Origin of the sequence: Burkholderia sp. M6-3 (assembly GCF_050858985.1) — a bacterium.
In the GTDB taxonomy this organism is placed as follows: domain Bacteria; phylum Pseudomonadota; class Gammaproteobacteria; order Burkholderiales; family Burkholderiaceae; genus Paraburkholderia; species Paraburkholderia caledonica.
In genome coordinates this window covers 1145589-1163465 of the sequence record NZ_CP110091.1, presented here as the reverse complement: position 1 = coordinate 1163465, position 17877 = coordinate 1145589, and the positions used below count along the sequence as shown (strand labels likewise).

Sequence of the window (17877 nt, the reverse complement as noted above, 5' to 3'; positions counted from 1 at the left end):
GCGGGATAGCGCGACGCAGGCGTCGGCTATACTCGCCCCCCCTTAAGAGAATCCTCGGCGCACGCGCCTTCCGAAAAGAATCATGTCGACAATTCCTGCCTGCCCCCAATGCGCAATGGACAACACTTACCCGGACGGCGAGAACTATGTCTGCCCGGACTGCGCGCACGAGTGGCCAATCGCCGCCGTCACATCCGCTGACCAGTCAGACGAACGCGTGGTCAAGGACGCCAACGGCAATGTGCTCGCCGACGGCGATGCGGTAGTGCTGATCAAGGATCTCAAAGTAAAGGGCTCGTCGATCACACTGAAAATGGGCACGAAAGTGAAGAGCATTCGGCTCGCCGGTGGCGATCATGAGGTGGACTGCAAAATGGACGCCGGCAATTTCATGTTGAAGGCCGCGTATCTGAAGAAGGTGTGAGGAAGCACGCTTACACGGCCGTAACATAACGTGCGACCGGCTGCACGACTCGCGGCGGCGGTGAGTCGTAGATTGCCCGCATGCGCTTCACTTCGTCAACGGGACTCAGGCCAAACAGGCGCTTGAATTCGCGGCTGAATTGCGAGGCGCTTTCATAACCTACGCGCGCCGCTGCGGCGCCCGCATTCAAACCGTCTTGCACCATCAACAGGCGCGCGTGATGCAAACGCGTGGTCTTCACGTATTGCATCGGCGAAGTCGCTGTCACCGCCTTGAATTGCGCGTGAAAAACAGCGATGCTCATACCGGCCTCCGCAGCAAGCGTATCGACGTCGAGCGCGCCATGATAATCGGCGTGGATGCGACGCAGCGCCTTCGCAACGCGGCCAAAGTGATTCTGATGCGTGAGCGCCGCGCGAATCGCGTCGCCCTGCTCGCCGGTCAACACCCGATAACAGATTTCGCGCACGATGCTGGGCGCGAGAATGCGCGCGTCGAGCGGCGCCGCAAGCGCATCCAGCAGACGCTGCACCGCGCTGCTCAAGGCAGGATCGAGCGGCGTGGAGTAGATGCCGAGTGGTTCGTTCTTCGCGGTGCCTTGCGTTTCGTTGAGCGCCATCAGCAACTCGGCCACCATGGTCAGATCGACCCGGATCGAGATGCCGAGGAACGGCTGATCAAAGCTCGCCTCGGTCTCGCATTCGAACGGCAGCGGCACGGACAGCACGAGGTACTGCTGCGCATCGTACTGGAACACCTGGTCCCCGAGATAGCCGCGCTTGCGCCCCTGACACACAATAACGATGCTCGGCTCGTACATGACCGGCATGCGCGGCAGCGGGGTGTTGGCGCGCATCAGATTCACACCTTCCAGGCTCGAACGCGTCATGCCGGGCTTCGGCGCGAGCATGTCGAATACTTCGATCAGGCGCTGCTGCGCGGCGTCAGCCACTGGAAGTTCGGCTGAGGGTGACGACAGTTCGGACGAGTGCTGCGACATGACGATATAGTGACGTGCAAGAGAATAATGCTTGAAATTTAGCACCAAACTGCCTGGTGCGCTCCTCTCCAGGAGTTTTAGGCAAATCTTCAAGACATTCAGGTATTCACTGAGTGGCCTCGCGCTCCTACTATGGGAACCCTGCCGGATCATCCTTTCCGCGCTACGCCAGCAGCCTGGTCGGCAGTTCACGTCGTGAACTCGCCACCCATGCGGGCGTTCCGATCCGCGCGGTGGTCCGACGCTCTGATCGAAACATTGGCAAGACCTGGCCGCATCGGCGACATGTATCGCCCATCGCGAGCGCCTTGCAACATTCACCCTCTTTTGCTGGAGCTACCCATGAGCACGACATATGCCTATGCCGCGACCGACGCCAGCGCGCCGCTCGCCCCGTTTGAAATCCAGCGCCGCGAACTGCGCGCGCACGACGTGCAGATGGAAGTGCTGTATTGCGGCGTGTGTCACTCCGACCTGCATCAGGCCCGCAACGAATGGAAGAACACGGTGTATCCCGTGGTGCCCGGTCACGAGATCATCGGCCGCGTCACCGCAGTGGGACCGGACGTCACGAAGTACAAGACGGGTGATCTCGTAGGCGTAGGATGCCTCGTCGACTCGTGCCGCACCTGCGCAAGTTGCGCCGAAGGGCTCGAGCAGTATTGCGAGAACGGTTTTGTCGGTACCTATAACGGCATGGACCGCGTCGACGGACAGATTACGTACGGCGGTTATTCGACGCAACTCGTCGTCGACGAAGAATTTACGCTGCGTGTGCCTCAAAATCTCGACCCCGCCGGCGTTGCGCCATTGCTGTGCGCGGGCATCACGACGTATTCGCCGCTGCGCACATGGGGCGCCGGCCCCGGCAAGAAGGTCGGCATTGTCGGCCTCGGCGGTTTGGGTCACATGGGCGTGAAGCTGGCGCGTGCGATGGGCGCGCATGTCGTGCTGTTCACGACTTCGCCGTCGAAGATCGAGGACGCGAAGCGGCTAGGCGCGCATGAGGTGGTGATCTCGAAGAACGCGGAAGAAATGGAAGCGCATGCGAACAGCTTCGACCTGATTGTGAATACGGTGGCTGCGCCGCACGACCTGAACCCGTTCCTTAACCTGCTCAAGCGCGATGGAACGATGACGCTGGTAGGCGCGCCGGAGCACGACCATCCGTCGCCGCAAGTGTTCAACCTGATTTTCAAGCGCCGCCGCCTGGCCGGCTCGCTGATCGGCGGAATTGCCGAGACGCAGGAGATGTTGGACTTCTGCGGTGAGCACGGAATCACTTCGGACGTGGAAGTCATTCCAATGCAGAAGATCAATGAGGCGTATGAGCGGATGTTGAAGAGCGACGTCAAGTATCGATTTGTGATCGATCTGGATTCTTTGCGGAAGTGATTGAGAGGGTTGCTGCCTGCGGCGTGGTTTTTTTCGCGCCTGCGGGCGGTGGCTTTGTTTTTTTGGCTTTTTTGTGGTTTGGCGTTCTGTTTCTGGTTAGGGCCCTTTTGGGCCTTTCCTTGATTTCACGGCGGTCTATTTGCGTTGCCCCTGTGCGGGGCGGCACTTACTTTCTTTGCCGCCGCAAAGAAAGTAAGCAAAGAAAGCGGCTCACACCGCTAGCTCATAAGTGGGTCCCCCGGCTCAAAGAGGGCAGTGGTGCATCTGGAATCCGTGCCCTCGCACATTCCGCACTCGTGACAAGGCAGTCATACTTCCCGCCTCGCGCGGTGCGCTCGTCGGACAGGCAAGCAAACGCCATCCGCTTCGTTGCTGCGTATAGGTAGTGCTTCCGCTTGAAAACGCTTGGCGCGGCATGACTGCCTGGAACACGAAGTACCGACGGTTTTATGAACTACCGCCACGGCGCGCGAAGCGTTGCCGGAAGAATGACTGCCTTGTCACGAGTGCGGAATGTGCGAGGGCACGGATTCCAGATGCACCACTGCCCCCTTTGAGCCGGGGGACCCACTTATGAGCTAGCGGTGTGAGCCGCTTTCTTTGCTTACTTTCTTTGCGGCCGCAAAGAAAGTAAGTGCCGCCCCGCACAGGGGCAGCGCTAATAGATCGCCGTGAAATCAAGGAAAGGCCAAAGGTTCCAAAAAACAGAACCCCAACGTAATCAAGCAAACACCCAAACAGCCCGCCGCAAAGGCAAAAAGCTAAACCCAAACGAGAGGCACCGAATGATAGACAGAATAACCGCCATGCGCACATTCATCCGGATCGTGGACACAAACAGCTTCACCCGCGCAGCGGAATCGCTGAACATTCCGCGCGCGACGGCGACTACCATCGTCCAGAATCTGGAAGCCCTGCTCGGCACGCAGTTGCTCGCCCGCACCACGCGGCGGCTCAGCGTCACTCCGGAAGGCGCCGCCTATTACGAACGCTGTGCGCAAATCCTCGCCGATATCGACGAAATGGAAGCCAGCATCCGTCACGCCACCGATAACCTCACCGGTCGCCTGCGCATCGAAATGCCCGGCTCGGTGGCAAGCGCAATCGTGCTGCCTGCGCTCGACGACTTCCACATGCGCTATCCCAACCTGGACCTTGCCGTTGGCGTCAGCAACCGTACGGTGGATCTGGTGTCGGAAGCCATCGACTGCAGCATCCAGCTCGGTGAATTGCCGGACTCGAATCTCGTCGCGCGGCAGCTCGGCACGCTCGAGCATGTGACCTGCGCAAGCCCGGATTATCTCGCGCGATACGGCACGCCCACCGACCTCGACGACCTGCGCGGACACGTCGCAGTCAATTGCATGTCGCCGCATAACGGCCGCGAAGTGGCATTCGATTTCGAAGTGGACGGCGAAGCGCAAAGCGTCAAAGTGAATGGTTTCGTGAAGGTCAGCGACGAGCAGGCGTACCTCACCTGCGGGCTGCAAGGCCACGGGCTCATTCAACCCGCGCGGATCGTCGCGCAACCATATCTCGACTCTGGACTATTGCGTGAAGTACTTCCGCAATGGAAGCCTGTGCCCATGCCTGTTTCGGTTGCCTATCTGAAGAATCGCCGTGTGTCGCCCCGAGTGCGCGCATTCGTGGACTGGCTCGCGGAGTTGTTCGAAAACGCCGAACACGTCGATCAGGACCTCTCGCGCGTGCGTCAATTGCTGCGTGGCTTGCATCCCGCGTGAAGCGGACTCGTGCGGCCTCGCAGCAGTACGCGGGTGACAACAGATCAGCCTGGCAGCGGCACCGGCCGGGTCAGCAAGTCCACATAGAAGTTGAAGAAGTTCTGGTTGTCGAAGCGTTTGACGATGGTCATCTTCTGCAAGCCAGCCGGCGGTGAGCTTGCATAGCCGCTAGCTTTGCCGTCATTCGCGCCGAAACTCGTATCCACGTCCACCCACTCGTCCACAGTCTGGGTTGCAAACGAAGGATGCATCAGATACCCGAGTGTCAGTGTGTCCCATATGTTCGTGGTGTAGTTCGGGTTCGTCTCGAAGCCGTTCTTGCCATCGAAACCGTAGCCATTCAATGTCTTGAACAATTGAGTAATGATGGTCTGCTTCGTCGGATCGTGCGCGATACGGTCGTAAAGCGCCTTATCCATTTTCACGGTGTCAGTCACGTCGAGCGGCACGACGACCTGTTTCACCGGCAGACGCAGCACCTCTTTCGCTGCTTGCGGATCGAACCACCAGTTGAATTCCGCCGTTGGTGTCGTATTGCCCGGCACGTCGATCGCGCCCCCCATATAGATGATCTGTTTGATCAACGGCACGATCTCGGGATGCTGACGCGCGGCGAGCGCAATATTGGTCAATGGTCCGATTGCAAGAATCGTCACCTCGCCGGGATTCTGCTTCACTGAATCGACGATGAAATCCACCGCGCTTTTGCCCTGCACCTTGGTGTGCGTCGCGAAGCCGTCGGGCGGTGCCACGAGGTCGCTATCCGACTTCGGCTCGGGAGTGCCCCATGCGCCGAGATAGCCGTCGCCGCCGGGGTATTTCGCCATTTCTGCCTGGATCGTGGCGAAGTCATGCGACAGCGCATAGTTTGCGCCTGCATAGACACCGATCTGCTTTTCAACGCCGAGCCGTTCGACGGATTTCAATGCATCCGCCACGCCTTGCTTCAACCATTGATTACCCGACACTACGGTAATGCCGAGTACTTTCAGCGATCCCTGTGCCTGCAATTGTGCCGCCATGACGCCGAGCTGGCCGTCGTCGCTCAGCGTGTTGTAGTCGCTGTCGATAATGACTTTGGGGGGATTGGAGGAATTCAGTTCGCTGCCGCCGCATGCCGCAATGACCAGAGCAGTCACGACGCTTGCTACATAGCTCAATGCCACGAAAAACCGCTTCATTGATGTCTCCTGTTCTATCGCATCGGTGTGCGACTGGGGAGAGTCATCATAGACTTAAAGACGCCAGAATCAAACCGGAGTATCGACGAGGCTCGCGGATAATGCCAACCTCGTCGAGGTCTCTTGAACGGGACACTCGTATGGCAAAGAGTCAGGGCTGACGCGCTTGCTGCGCAGAGCTTGGGCATGCGGGATCTTTGCCCCAGTGACCGTCGCACACGCGCCAGCGGCACAACTGGTCTTCGAAAAAGCCACGCTGCCCGCACTCTTTCACCCGCTCGGCAAGCTTTGCATTGCCCGCCGCTGCCGAGGTAGGCACCCTGGTCGCCGGACTATTGCCGCCTGCTTTGCTGTCCGCCGGTTTGGTCCGCGCAACGAGCGCGGCCAATAGATCGGCATCCGAATCATCTTTCGACGTCGTGTCCGGCTTCGCTTTCTTCGTCTGCGTGGCGGCGGTCGTCGTGCCCGAACGATGGTTGCCCGCGCTTGCCGTTACGGTTTCCTTCTTGCCGTGCGCCGCGGCCTCGTGCTTGCTCCTGCTTGCAACGGCCGTTGAACTCTTGTCGTGCTTCGCCGCCGGCGCAACCGCTGGCGCCGTTCCGGACGCGCCAGCGACCGGCGCGACCGCAGCAACCGAGGTTGAAGCGCCGCTCGGCACCGCGCCGTCAGCAAGCGCCCGCGACAAGCGGTTGTCCGCGAGACCCGCGGACGCCGATGCAGAAGAAGCCGCGGCTTTGCTGTCGCTGTCATCGGCGATGATCGTCGCTGCTTGCGAGGATGCCGGCGCGGGCGCTTGCGCATTCGCGGCGACCTGCACGGTTGCGCTCGCAACGGAGGCCGGTACGGGGGCCCTGACGACGTTGGCCCCACCCGCGGGCACAGCGCCGGTGACCGGTTCCACAGGCGCACCTTGTTGCATGTGCCACGCGCCCCAGCCCCCCGCTGCGATCACAAGCAAGGCGACCAGCGCAAGAGGCGTTCTTGACCGGCGTGGTTTATCGTTAGGCGGCGCGACGCGGCCTTCCAGATTCGCAAGAATTCGCGAACCATTGCCATCTGCGCCTTTAGCCTTATCGGATAACAGGCTAGGCGGGGCTTTGGAATTTGAATTTTCCGGCGCACTCATTCACTGTCTCATTGAATCCTGGATTATTTCGCCGTGATAATACTGCTCCGGCTCCTCTCCGAGCAGGCCTGATTCTAAGAGCAAGCATTACAAAATACAATTGTTTCCAATTTCCGGGGTCGCCATTGATTGCCGTAGTACTTCTTGCCTATTTCGCCATTGCGGTTGTGATCGCCGCAATGCTGCTTTTGCCGGCAGTCCGAGCTTCTCTATTAGACGCTGCATTGACCATTCATGGACGCGTTATGCGCGGGGCATCGCGTAGCGCATCTGTCGCACGCGGCCAATTAGCACGCTCGGCAAGAATTTCGCAATCTACCGCGGTGGATATGAAGAAATTACTGGCGCGTCGGCGCTTGCTGATTTTTACCACCACAGGTATTCTTGCGACGCCGCCATTGGTGGCATTGGCATTACGCGGCCGGCAGTTATTCCAATTCGACGAAACAGCGCGGGTACCCGACGAGAAAATTGCCGCCTTACTAAACGGCGAACAGCTCGTACCCCCGCCGCCGCTGCCGCCGGAGGTGTTTGCCACGCGTGAAGTCGAGCAGATCCGGCCCGCGCTGAAAGATGCGAGCCGCGACTGGAATCTGCTCGATGCCGATTTCAGAACGCGTTTATTGCTCGTCTACAAAATCATGCACGAGCAGCACGGGTACGAAATGGCTTTGCTTGAAGGTTATCGCAGTCCGGAGCGGCAAAACCGGCTCGCGCAAATGGGGAGCAACGTCACCAATGCCGCTGCATTTCAAAGCTATCACCAATACGGTCTTGCGGCGGACAATGCGTTTCTACGCGACGGCAAGCTCGTCATTTCAGAAAAAGATCCCTGGGCGATGCGAGGCTATCAGTTATATGGGCAAACAGCCGAACAGGTCGGCCTGACATGGGGTGGCCGCTGGAAAATGATGGATCTCGGACACGTTGAATATCACAAACCCGGCTTCGTCCTCGGACGGGGTCATTAAGACGTAACGGGTACAAGAGGCCGGAAAATGGGGCGTTCAATCATTATTTATGGCAAAAAGCGGCAATGCAAACCGCAATCGGCCATACAACGGTGCATTCATCAGGCCGCTATTTGCAAGCACCGCAGTCACGCATTTAACAATTCGCCCGTTTTCATGTTTGTCCCGAACCCGCTTTCGTTTTCTTTCGCTTCGGTTTCAAACGCTGCACTCGCGTGATGCCGTTTGCCACAGCACGCGCCACAACACCAATCATCAAGACCTGAACGGCTTATGCGACGCATTCTCAACGTGTTGACCCATCCACGCACGCTCTCGATCATCGGCCTGCTCGCGCTCGCTGCCGTGTTGTTCGTCGGCGCCGATACATTGCAGATCGACCTGATGTGGCCGGCCATCGCACTCGGCGTGGTCATCGCGCTATGGCTGCTCGTGTGGGCGGTGCGCCGCCTGCGCGCGCGGCGCGCGAACCGCAAGCTCGGCGAGATGCTGGAACAGCAGGCCGAGAAACAGAGCACAGAGGCCGGTCCTGCGCCCACGCCCGCCCGTCAGGCGGAACTCGATGTGCTGCGCACGCGCCTCGTCGATGCGGTCAAGACCATCAAGACCTCGAAGATCGGTCAGGTCTCGCGCGGCTCCGCACTTTATGAGTTGCCTTGGTACATCGTGATCGGCAACCCCGCCGCCGGCAAGAGCAGCGCGGTGTTGAACTCGGGCTTGCAATTTCCCTTCGCCGACAAGAACAACGCGGTAATTCACGGCATTGGCGGCACGCGCAACTGCGACTGGTTCTTCACGACGGAAGGCATTCTGCTGGATACGGCCGGCCGTTACTCGGTGCATGAGGAAGACCGCACCGAATGGCTCGGCTTTCTCGGCCTGCTCAAACGCTTCCGGCCCAAAGCACCAATCAACGGGATCATCGTGACGGCGAGCATTGCGGAGCTCACCAGCAGCAAGCCGGAATTTGCAATCAATCTCGCGAAGAACCTCCGCCAGCGCGTGCAGGAATTGACCGAGAAGCTCGAAGTTTTCGCGCCTGTCTACGTGATGTTCACGAAGGCAGACCTGATTACGGGCTTCACCGAATTCTTCAGCGGCAGCGACCGTCATGAATACGACCGGGTGTGGGGCGCCACCCTGCCCTATGAACCGGACGAGAAGCGCGACGTAGTGGGGCTTTTCGACGAGCACTTCGAAGAACTGTACGACGGCCTGAAAGAAATCAGCGTCGCGCAGATGTCAATCAATCGCGGCAATAAGCTCTCGCCCGGTCAACTGAGTTTTCCACTGGAATTCTCGACGATCAAGCCGGCATTGCGAGCGTTCCTTGCCACGTTGTTTGAAACGAACCCGTTCCAGTACAAGCCGATCTTCCGCGGCTTTTATTTCACGAGCGCATTGCAGGAAGGCGAAACCAATAGCTCCGCGGCCACGCGTATCGCCCACCGCTTCGGCCTGAGCGCCGACAGCATGCCGAAGCCGCATAGCGCATTCTCGAAGAACGGCTTCTTTCTGCGCGATCTTTTTTCGAAAGTAATTTTCGCAGACCGGCAAACGGTCAAGCAGTTTGCAAGCCCCGCGAAAACACGCATGCGCTATGCAACGTTCTTCGGCTTCGTCGCCGCGCTGGCGCTCGCACTCGGCGGCTGGACCTGGTCGACTATCGGCAATCAGCAACTCGCCGAAAACGTGAAAGCCGACCTCGACAACGTGGTGCGCCTGCAGCAGAACCGCAACGATCTGCAATCGCGCCTGCAGGCCATGGACGTTCTCGAAGACCGTATCGACCAGTTGGAACAGTTCCGCCGCGACAAGCCGCTCGCCGTTTCATTCGGTCTGTACCAGGGCGACCGTCTCGAAGAGCGCCTGCTTACCGAGTACTACAACGGCGTGCGCCAGATCCTGCTCGATCCGGTTTCGCAGAACCTCGCGTCGTTCCTGAAGGAAGTCAACGCGCATCCCGACCAGCTTGCGCCGCTTAACCGCACGCCCGATGCAGCCGCCATTCCCGTCTCGGCTCACACGGCCATGGCGGCGAACAGCCAGGGCGGGCTTTATAGCGACGCATCGCCAACCAATGTGGAAGACGCGTACAACGCGCTCAAGACGTATCTGATGCTAAGTGACAAACGTCACGTGGAAACGGCTCACCTGACCGACCAGGTTGCGCGTTTCTGGCGCGGCTGGCTTGAAACGAATCGCGGCAACATGCCGCGCGACGAGATGATCCGCAGCGCGGAGCGCATGATCACGTTCTACCTGTCACGCGTATCCGACGACGACTGGCCGATGATCGACCAGAATCTCGGCCTCGTTGACCAGACGCGCGAGAACCTGCGCCGCGTGGTGCGCGGCATGCCGGCGCGTCAGCGTGTCTACGAAGAGATCAAGGCGCGCGCGTCGACCCGTTTCGCGCCAATGACCATCGCGCGCATCGTCGGCGAAAACAATACGGCGCTCGTGGCGGGCAGCTACGCGATCCCCGGCACGTTCACACGCGAAGCGTGGTTCCAGTACGTGCAGCCTGCAATCCGCGACGCCGCGACGAAAGAACTGCAAGCGAAAGACTGGGTGCTCAACACCTCCGCACACGACGACCTCACGCTCGAAGGCAGCCCTGAGCAGATTCAGAAAGCACTCGTCACGATGTACAAGACCGAGTACGCAATGCACTGGCAGAAGTTCATGCAAGGTATTGCGGTGCAGAGCTTCGGCAGTTTCGGACAAGCGGTGGACGCAATGAACCGTCTCGGCGATCCGCAGGATTCGCCCATTCGCAAAGTACTCGAAACTGCTTACGACCAGACCTCGTGGGATAACCCGTCGCTTTTCAATGCGAACCTGAAACGCGCGCAAAGCGGCGTGACGAGCTGGTTCAAGCAATGGTTCGCGCGCGCGCCGACCGGTCAATTGAACGCGAACATCGACATCAACGGTAATCCGGTCGAATTGCCGATGGGCCCGATCGGCCAGGAGTTCTCCGCGCTCGGCCGCATTGTCGTGACGGGCGACAACGGCTCGATGCTCAAGGGCTACATGGACACGCTGTCGAAGGTCCGTACGCGCTTTAACGTCATCAAGAATCAGGGCGATCCCGGGCCGGGCGCGCGCCAACTCATGCAGCAGACGCTCGACGGCAGCGGCTCCGAGTTGGCCGATTCGCTCAAGTATGTCGACGAGCAGATGTTGACGGGTCTCACCGACTCACAACGCAAGGCGTTGCGGCCGCTGCTGGTGCGTCCGCTGATGGCCGCGTATGCAGTGGTGATTCAGCCCGCGAGCGTCGAAGTCAACAAGGTGTGGAATGCGCAGGTGTATCAGACGTTCCAGAGTTCGCTTTCGAACAAGTATCCGTTTGCCGGCGACGCGAAGGTGGAAGCCGGCGCAGGTGAGATTGCGCAGGTGTTCGGACCCGACGGCTCGATTGCGAAGTTCGTCGGCACCACGCTCGGACCGCTCGCGGTGCGCCGCGGCGACACGCTCACCGCCCGGACGTGGGGCGACATGGGCCTCGCGCTCACGCCCGACTTCACCAACGGCTTCGCGCGTTGGGTCGCGCCGCTCGCCGGCGGCGCAGCAGGTGCGTCGGCGGGTCAAAGTTCCGCCGAGCCACAGACGGTGTTCCAGATTCTGCCGCAGCCGAGCAGCGGAACGACCGAGTACACGCTCGCGATCGACGGTCAGCAGATGCGCTACCGCAACACGCCGCCGCAGTGGACCAACTTCGTGTGGCCGAATCCGTCGGGCTCGCCAGGCGCTACGCTGAACGCGACGACCTTCGACGGTCGCACGCTGCAACTCGTCAACGAGCCGGGCCGCTACGGTCTCGAGAAGTTGATCAACTCGGCGCAACGAAAGCGCCGCCCGGATGGGACCTTCGACCTGTCCTGGACCCAGGGCAATGTGACGGTGGCGGTGAGCATGCGCATCATCAGCACGTCGCAAGCATCGGGCAGCAGCAGTGACGCGCCACAACAGCAGAGCCTGCGCGGTTTGCGCCTGCCGTCGTCGGTAGCGGACGTGAGTGCGGCGGCCAACTCGGTCACCGCGACGGCCACGAACACGGCGGCGCCCGCGTCGCCAGCAGCGCGGCCGGCCACGGCCGCCACTGCGGTTTCGAACACAGGGAGTGCGCAATGACGCAGACCGTGCAGGCGCAGATCGCGTACTTCGGCAAGATTCCGTCGCGTGGAGACTTCGTAAAAAGCGCGCACAACCCGCAGTTGCTCGCCACGCTCGACCGCTGGATTGCCGAGGCAATGGAATTACTCACCGACGATCCGCGCTGGAAGATCGTCTATGAAAATGCAAAGCCCATGCACTTCGCGTTCCTCGGTTCGCGCAGCAAGCTCGCCATTGCGGGCCATATGGTGGCGAGTCACGATCAGTCGTCGCGCCGCTTTCCGTTTCTTGCGGCAACCGCACTCGAAGTCGAAAAGCCGCTCACGTTCCTCGCGCACAGCCCGCTCGCTTTCGCGCGTTTGTGGTCGCGCGTGTCGGCGCAAATGAGGCCTTTGCTTGGCGCAAGCGAGCCGGCCGGCGCATTGCAGGCGCTGGGCGAGACGCAGGTGCCGATCGAGATTGGCGGCGGTCCGGGCAATCCGCATGACGGCACCTTCAACGACTTTGTCGAGCACCAGACACTCGCCGGGCTCGAACAGATGTTGCTGGCAAGCGGCCATCCGGTGCGCTTGCGCGGCGCGATGCTCGCGCTCGGTTCTCTACTGCGTCCCGTGATGCAAAGCGGCTCGTCGCATCTGGAACGCGGACTCACGCTGCCGCTGCCCAACGATCCGTTCTATCGCAGTCTCGTTGCGGCATTCTGGCTCGAACTGATCGCGCCGTTCGTCGCGCAGGCGGATTTCGAGCTGGCGATTTTTATCGGCACGATCGCCGAACGCGAGCGGCTCATTGTCGGGTTCAACGGCGCGTCGGCGAAAACGCTGCATAGCGTCGTCGATCCGCAAGCGTACGCAGCACATAACATCGATATCGACGATCCCGAATGGATCGACGAACACGCACAAAACGATCATGGCATCAGCAAGCTTGTCAGCTACCTCGACCAACCGCAACTGTCCTTGCGCGTCAGCATCGACACGTTCCGCGAAGCCTTCACGGGAGCGTAATGCAATGCTGAACTCACGCACCAGGATCGCCGTGCTACTCGCGGGCTTGATGTTCAACGCTTCGGCGCACGCCGACAACGACGGCCCTGCCCGCGTCACGCCGGTCGACAACAGCGGCATTTCGATTCGCACCACGACACTGCCCGCGCCTTCGGCCAGCCCGTCTGCTACTGCTGGCAAAGTGGGGCCCGCGGTGAACACCGCCGGCCTCGCGAGCGGCACGACCGGCGCGGGCACCGGCGCCGTCACGGCATCGCCGCCGCCCGCTAACGCGGCGCCGGGCCAGGTCGTGGTGGGCGGCAAAGTACCGGACGAAGCGACCAAGGCGGCCGTGCTCGCACGTTTGCGCGACACGTATGGTGCAGCCAGCGTGGTCGATCAGATCGAAGTCGCGGACGTCGCGACGCCGCCCAACTGGTCCGCCAACGTACAAAAGCTGATCGGCCCGCAACTGAAGCAGATCAGCAAGGGCCAATTGAAAATCGACGGTACGCAGATCGACGTAAAGGGAGAAGTACGCAACGAGTCGCAGCGTCAGCAACTTGCGAGCGATATGGCGAATGCGCTGAATCCCACCTATACGATCAAGAACGGTCTGCGCGTCAGTGCGTCCGAGCAGGGCCTGCTGGACCAGACGCTCGCGAATCGTACGATCGAATTCGAGACCGGCAGCGCGACGCTGACGCCGCAAGGCCGCGCCATTCTCGATCAGATGGCTGCTGCGATGCTGAAGATGACCACGAAGACGGTGGCGATTATCGGTCACACTGACAACTCGGGTAACCGAAGCTCGAATATCGCCTTGAGCCAGGCACGCGCCGATGCCGTGAAAGGCTACCTCGTCGCGAAGGGCATTCCGCCGCAACAGATGAGCACGACCGGCGTCGGACCCGATCAGCCGATTGCATCGAACGATAGCGCCGATGGGCGCGCACGCAATCGCCGCATCGAATTTCGCGCGGGTTCCTGAGCGAACCAACGCGTCGGCACTTGAACTGCTCGCGTAAAAAAACCTGGCTCGGTCAAGCGACTCGAAGCCAGGTTTTTTGTTTTAGCGCGGACCTCTAGCCGTTTTCTTCCGGCTTTACACCGAGCAACTCGCGGATATGCGCGAGCGACCCGTCGTCTTTCACCACGGTCGAAAGCCACTGATGCAACGGCATGTCCGCGGCCTCGGCGGCCTTGTCGGCAAAGTAAGCAGCAGGATTATGCGGCTCCGTAGTGCGAAAGAACCGGGCCACCGCGCGCAACTGCGCGACGGCCTGCGCGCGGCTCTGGATTCCTGCGATTGCGTTGGTCGGCGGCGTCGTCAACACGGGCTCCTCGCGTTGCGGTGAAGTCTTGAAGGTGGGTTCGGCCCGTTCCAGTTCGTGATGCGTGGGCGCACTCGATCTGTCGACAGACGTCGGTTGCGCATCCGCATTCACGCCCAGTTCGCGCGCAAAACGTTCGGCCAGACGATAAACGCTTTCATACGCGTCTTTCGCCTGACGGAAGCTCGGCGCCGAGTCGGCGGCGCGACGGTCCAGTTCCTGTTCGAGTGCGAGCATTGCCGCTTCGAACGCCTTGAGTTCGGCTAGCAGTGTCGAGTAAAACACGGGCGGCGTCGCGCGTTTCGATGAGTCGATCTGCTCGATGGACGGCTTGCCGCGCGCAATGTCGTCGGCATGATCGGGATCGCGCTTCACAGCTTGCGCAACGTGTGTTGCCACGTCCCAATCGATCGTGCTGTACAGGTTGCCTTGCGACGACGTAAGGGGCATGGCGCGCAGCAGATCCCCGGTGCGCCCAACAAGCCATGCAACGTTGCCGAGACGATATTCGGTGTCGTCGCCCTCCGGCAGCGGATGAACCGTGTCCCAGAACTTCTCGCACAGCCCCGCCAGCAGCGTGTAACCCTGCGTGAGTCCGCTCACGCCTTCTTCTATGGCAAGCGCTTCCGTGAGCCACACAGCGAGCCGCAAGTCTTTCGTCTGCGTCTGCAGCAAAGCACTCGAACGCTCGATAACGAACGGCCAGTCAGCTTCCTTGATCTCGGTGATCCATTCGCCTTGATCCAGCGATGGGTCTTCGAAACGCCGGGCGTGCTGGATCGCATCGAAGTCGGCGGAAAACAGCAGATCTTCGCCACAGGGTGCGGCTTCGCTGATTGGAGCGAGCAGCGTGTTCAGATTGGTCGGCATGGCACAGAGCTATCAGAATGCATTTGTGAAATTGCTTAGGCGACGGCGTATTCGAACTCGCCAGCCTCGCTTGCGCGCACCGAAATACGTTGAATCGTCACGCCGTTGGCTATGCGCTCCAACACGTGTTGTGCGACTTCGGGCAACAGCGTGCCGTTCAGAATATGGTCGACGTTGCGGGCTCCGGAATCCACTTCGGTGCAGCGCGCGAGGACCGCATCGACGAGAGACTCGTCCCACTCGAACACCGCCTTGTGATTCGATTCTATGCGGCGGCGAATCCGCTCCAGCTTCAACACGATGATCTCGGCAAGCACGTCGTCGGAAATCGGATAATAGGGCACTACTTTCATGCGCCCGAGAAAAGCCGGTTTGAATGCTTTATATAGTTGCGGGCGCAAGGTTTCTGCAAGTGCGTCGGCGTCAGGCAATTCCTCGGCGGTTTTGTTAAGACACCCCTGCATGACCGCTTGCGCACCGACATTCGACGTGAGAATGATCAGCGTATTGCGGAAGTCTATTTCGCGGCCTTCAGCGTCGTCCATCGTGCCCTTGTCGAACACCTGAAAGAACATTTCGAGCACATCGGGATGAGCCTTTTCGACTTCATCGAGCAATACGACCGAATACGGGTTGCGGCGCACCGCTTCTGTGAGCACACCGCCCTCACCATAGCCGACGTAGCCCGGCGGCGATCCTTTGAGGCCAGACACGCTGTGCGCTTCCTGGTACTCGCTCATGTTGATTGTCACCATCTTGCGCTCGCCGCCGTACAGCACATCGGCGAGTGCGAGTGCCGTCTCGGTCTTGCCGACGCCCGACGGTCCGACGAACATGAACACACCGCGCGGCTTGTTCGGATCTTCGAGATTCGCACTTGCCGTGCGGACTCGTTGTGCGATGGCTTCGAGCGCATGATCCTGTCCGATCACCCGCGCGCCAAGTAAGGGCTGCAGGTTGAGTACAGTCTGGATTTCGTCCTTGACCATGCGGCCGAGCGGAATGCCTGTCCACGACGCGACAATTTCCGCGACGACGTGGCCGTCCACCTGCAACGGCACCATGGGCTGACCGCCTTGCAATTCATGCAATTCAGCGACGCGAACCGCGAGCGTTTCGCGCGCCTGTTGCGCCTTCGCCGCTTGCTCCGCGTCCGCGCTACTCACCCGCGCGGCGTCGATCTCCGCCCGCAAGCCGACGATCTCGCTCACCAATGCGCGCTCCTTGTCGTAGCGCGCTTCGTCGTCGGCGAGATCCTTCAGGTCTTCTTCGCGCAGTTCGCGCAACTGCGCGAGGCGTTCGTCGTGAAGCGCCCCGCTCGCCACTTCGCGCTCGAGCGCCGCAATTTCCGCGTCGATACGCTCGAGGCGCTTCTTCGTGTCGTCGATCGCGGCCGGTGTTGAACTATGCGCGAGCGCGACTTTCGCGCAAGCGGTGTCTAGGACGCTGATCGCCTTATCCGGCAGTTGCCGGCCGCTAATGTACCGATGCGAGAGGCGCACTGCTTCGGTAATCGCGTCGTCGAGCACCCGCACGTTGAAGTGCTTTTCCATCAACGACGCCATGCCGCGCAACATCGCCGCCGCAAGCATTTCGCTCGGCTCTTCGATCTTCACGACCTGGAAACGGCGTGCCAGGGCTGAGTCTTTCTCGAAGTACTTCTTGTACTCGCTCCAGGTAGTCGCCGCGATCGTGCGTAATTCGCCGCGCGCCAATGCCGGCTTCAGCAGATTCGCCGCATCGTTCTGGCCAGCCTGCCCGCCAGCGCCGATGATCGTATGCGCCTCGTCGATGAACAGGATGATCGGATGCGGGCTCTTCTTGACCTCGTCGATCACATTTTTCAGGCGGTTCTCGAATTCGCCCTTCACGCTGGCGCCCGCTTGCAGCAGGCCCATATCGAGTACATGCACAGCCACGCCTTTCAGCGGCGCGGGCACGTCGTCTGCCGCAATGCGAAGCGCGAGCCCTTCGACTACCGCGGTCTTACCGACACCCGCCTCGCCTGTCATGATCGGATTGTTCTGCCGGCGCCGCATCAGTATGTCGATGGTCTGGCGAATCTCGCCTTCGCGGCCGATCACCGGATCGATCTTGCCTTCACGCGCTCGCTGCGTGAGGTTGCTGGTGTAGGTATCCAGTGCCGGCGTCTTCGACGGTGCGCCCACGGCCGCGTCCGCTCTCGCCGCCCCGCTCGCGCTTTCGTCCGGACCCTGCGCCGCGCTGCGCTCGACTTCGCGAGAGCCCGCAGTCAACTCATCGAACTTATGCTTCAGATCCGTCACACGCACATCGCCCAGCAATGGCGACATCCGCTCGGCGAATTGTGCGAGATCGGGTGCGCTCAGCAACGCGAGCAGCAAATGCCCGGAACGGATGCGCCCAATCTGCGAATCGAGCGACGCAATCAGCCATGCCTGTTCGAGCAGATCGATCAGCTGTTTGGAGAACACTGGCGTACGCGTGTTGCCTGTTTTCAGGCGCTGCAACTCACGCTCGATATCCGCGCGCAATGCATGTGGATCGATTCTGCTTGCGCGCAGCACTAGCGCAACATCGCTTGCCGGTTCATCGAGCAGCGCAAGCAGCAGATGTTCGAGGTCCACCTCGTAATGACCGCGGGCAAGACAGTTGTTCGCCGCCAGCAACGCTGCTTGCCGGCAAGTCGGATTCAGTTTCGCGATCAGGGTATTGAGGGACGTGCTCATGTCGTGCGATCCGGT

Annotated in this window: 12 protein-coding genes; 7 read left to right on the top strand and 5 right to left on the bottom strand. The window is 60.5% G+C overall.

What is annotated here, in order from left to right; all coding sequences use genetic code 11:
• The first annotated feature begins 82 nt into the window (after positions 1 to 82).
• The gene (locus OH764_RS22495) at positions 83 to 424 is read left to right on the top strand and encodes a zinc ribbon domain-containing protein YjdM (RefSeq protein WP_027805005.1); all 342 of its coding nucleotides are present in this window, start codon (positions 83 to 85) and stop codon (positions 422 to 424) included.
• 10 nt (positions 425 to 434) lie between these two features.
• On the opposite strand, the gene OH764_RS22490 is transcribed toward OH764_RS22495, so the two are convergent.
• On the bottom strand, positions 435 to 1424 hold the full coding sequence (locus OH764_RS22490) for an AraC family transcriptional regulator (protein WP_498850858.1): 990 nt from the start codon (positions 1422 to 1424) through the stop codon (positions 435 to 437).
• A gap of 342 nt (positions 1425 to 1766) precedes the next feature.
• Here OH764_RS22490 and OH764_RS22485 point away from each other — a divergent pair, with 342 nt between their 5' ends.
• Both OH764_RS22485 and OH764_RS22480 read left to right on the top strand, forming a co-directional pair.
• On the top strand, positions 1767 to 2819 hold the full coding sequence (locus OH764_RS22485; protein WP_498850857.1) for an NAD(P)-dependent alcohol dehydrogenase: 1053 nt from the start codon (positions 1767 to 1769) through the stop codon (positions 2817 to 2819).
• Between the two features lie 785 nt (positions 2820 to 3604).
• Entirely contained in the window at positions 3605 to 4561 is a 957-nt protein-coding gene (locus tag OH764_RS22480) for a LysR family transcriptional regulator (RefSeq protein WP_498850856.1), read from the top strand.
• Between the two features lie 44 nt (positions 4562 to 4605).
• Here OH764_RS22480 and OH764_RS22475 read toward each other — a convergent pair whose 3' ends face one another.
• The gene (locus tag OH764_RS22475) at positions 4606 to 5742 is read right to left on the bottom strand and encodes a nucleoside hydrolase (protein WP_498850855.1); all 1137 of its coding nucleotides are present in this window, start codon (positions 5740 to 5742) and stop codon (positions 4606 to 4608) included.
• 151 nt (positions 5743 to 5893) lie between these two features.
• Positions 5894 to 6868: a hypothetical protein gene (locus OH764_RS22470; protein ID WP_498850854.1), complete on the bottom strand. Its 975-nt coding sequence runs from the start codon at positions 6866 to 6868 to the stop codon at positions 5894 to 5896.
• Between the two features lie 125 nt (positions 6869 to 6993).
• Between OH764_RS22470 and OH764_RS22465 the strand changes: the two genes are divergently transcribed.
• The 4 genes from OH764_RS22465 (at position 6994) to OH764_RS22450 (ending at position 13941) form a co-directional block, all read left to right on the top strand.
• Positions 6994 to 7839 (top strand): M15 family metallopeptidase, encoded by an 846-nt coding sequence (locus tag OH764_RS22465; RefSeq protein WP_027805001.1) that lies wholly within the window; start codon positions 6994 to 6996, stop codon positions 7837 to 7839.
• A gap of 273 nt (positions 7840 to 8112) precedes the next feature.
• Positions 8113 to 11982, top strand: coding sequence for a type VI secretion system membrane subunit TssM (tssM, locus tag OH764_RS22460; RefSeq protein WP_498850853.1), 3870 nt, complete (start codon positions 8113 to 8115; stop codon positions 11980 to 11982).
• On the top strand, positions 11979 to 12971 hold the full coding sequence (gene tagF, locus OH764_RS22455; RefSeq protein WP_498850852.1) for a type VI secretion system-associated protein: 993 nt from the start codon (positions 11979 to 11981) through the stop codon (positions 12969 to 12971). Before tssM ends, tagF begins: the two co-directional genes overlap by 4 nt.
• Positions 12972 to 12975: 4 nt before the next feature.
• Positions 12976 to 13941 (top strand): OmpA family protein, encoded by a 966-nt coding sequence (locus tag OH764_RS22450; protein ID WP_498850851.1) that lies wholly within the window; start codon positions 12976 to 12978, stop codon positions 13939 to 13941.
• 94 nt (positions 13942 to 14035) lie between these two features.
• Here the strand turns inward: OH764_RS22450 and tssA are convergent, their stop codons facing one another.
• Positions 14036 to 15154: a type VI secretion system protein TssA gene (gene tssA / locus OH764_RS22445; RefSeq protein WP_498850850.1), complete on the bottom strand. Its 1119-nt coding sequence runs from the start codon at positions 15152 to 15154 to the stop codon at positions 14036 to 14038.
• Between the two features lie 35 nt (positions 15155 to 15189).
• Entirely contained in the window at positions 15190 to 17862 is a 2673-nt protein-coding gene (gene tssH, locus OH764_RS22440) for a type VI secretion system ATPase TssH (RefSeq protein ID WP_498850849.1), read from the bottom strand.
• Between the last annotated feature and the right edge of the window lie 15 nt (positions 17863 to 17877).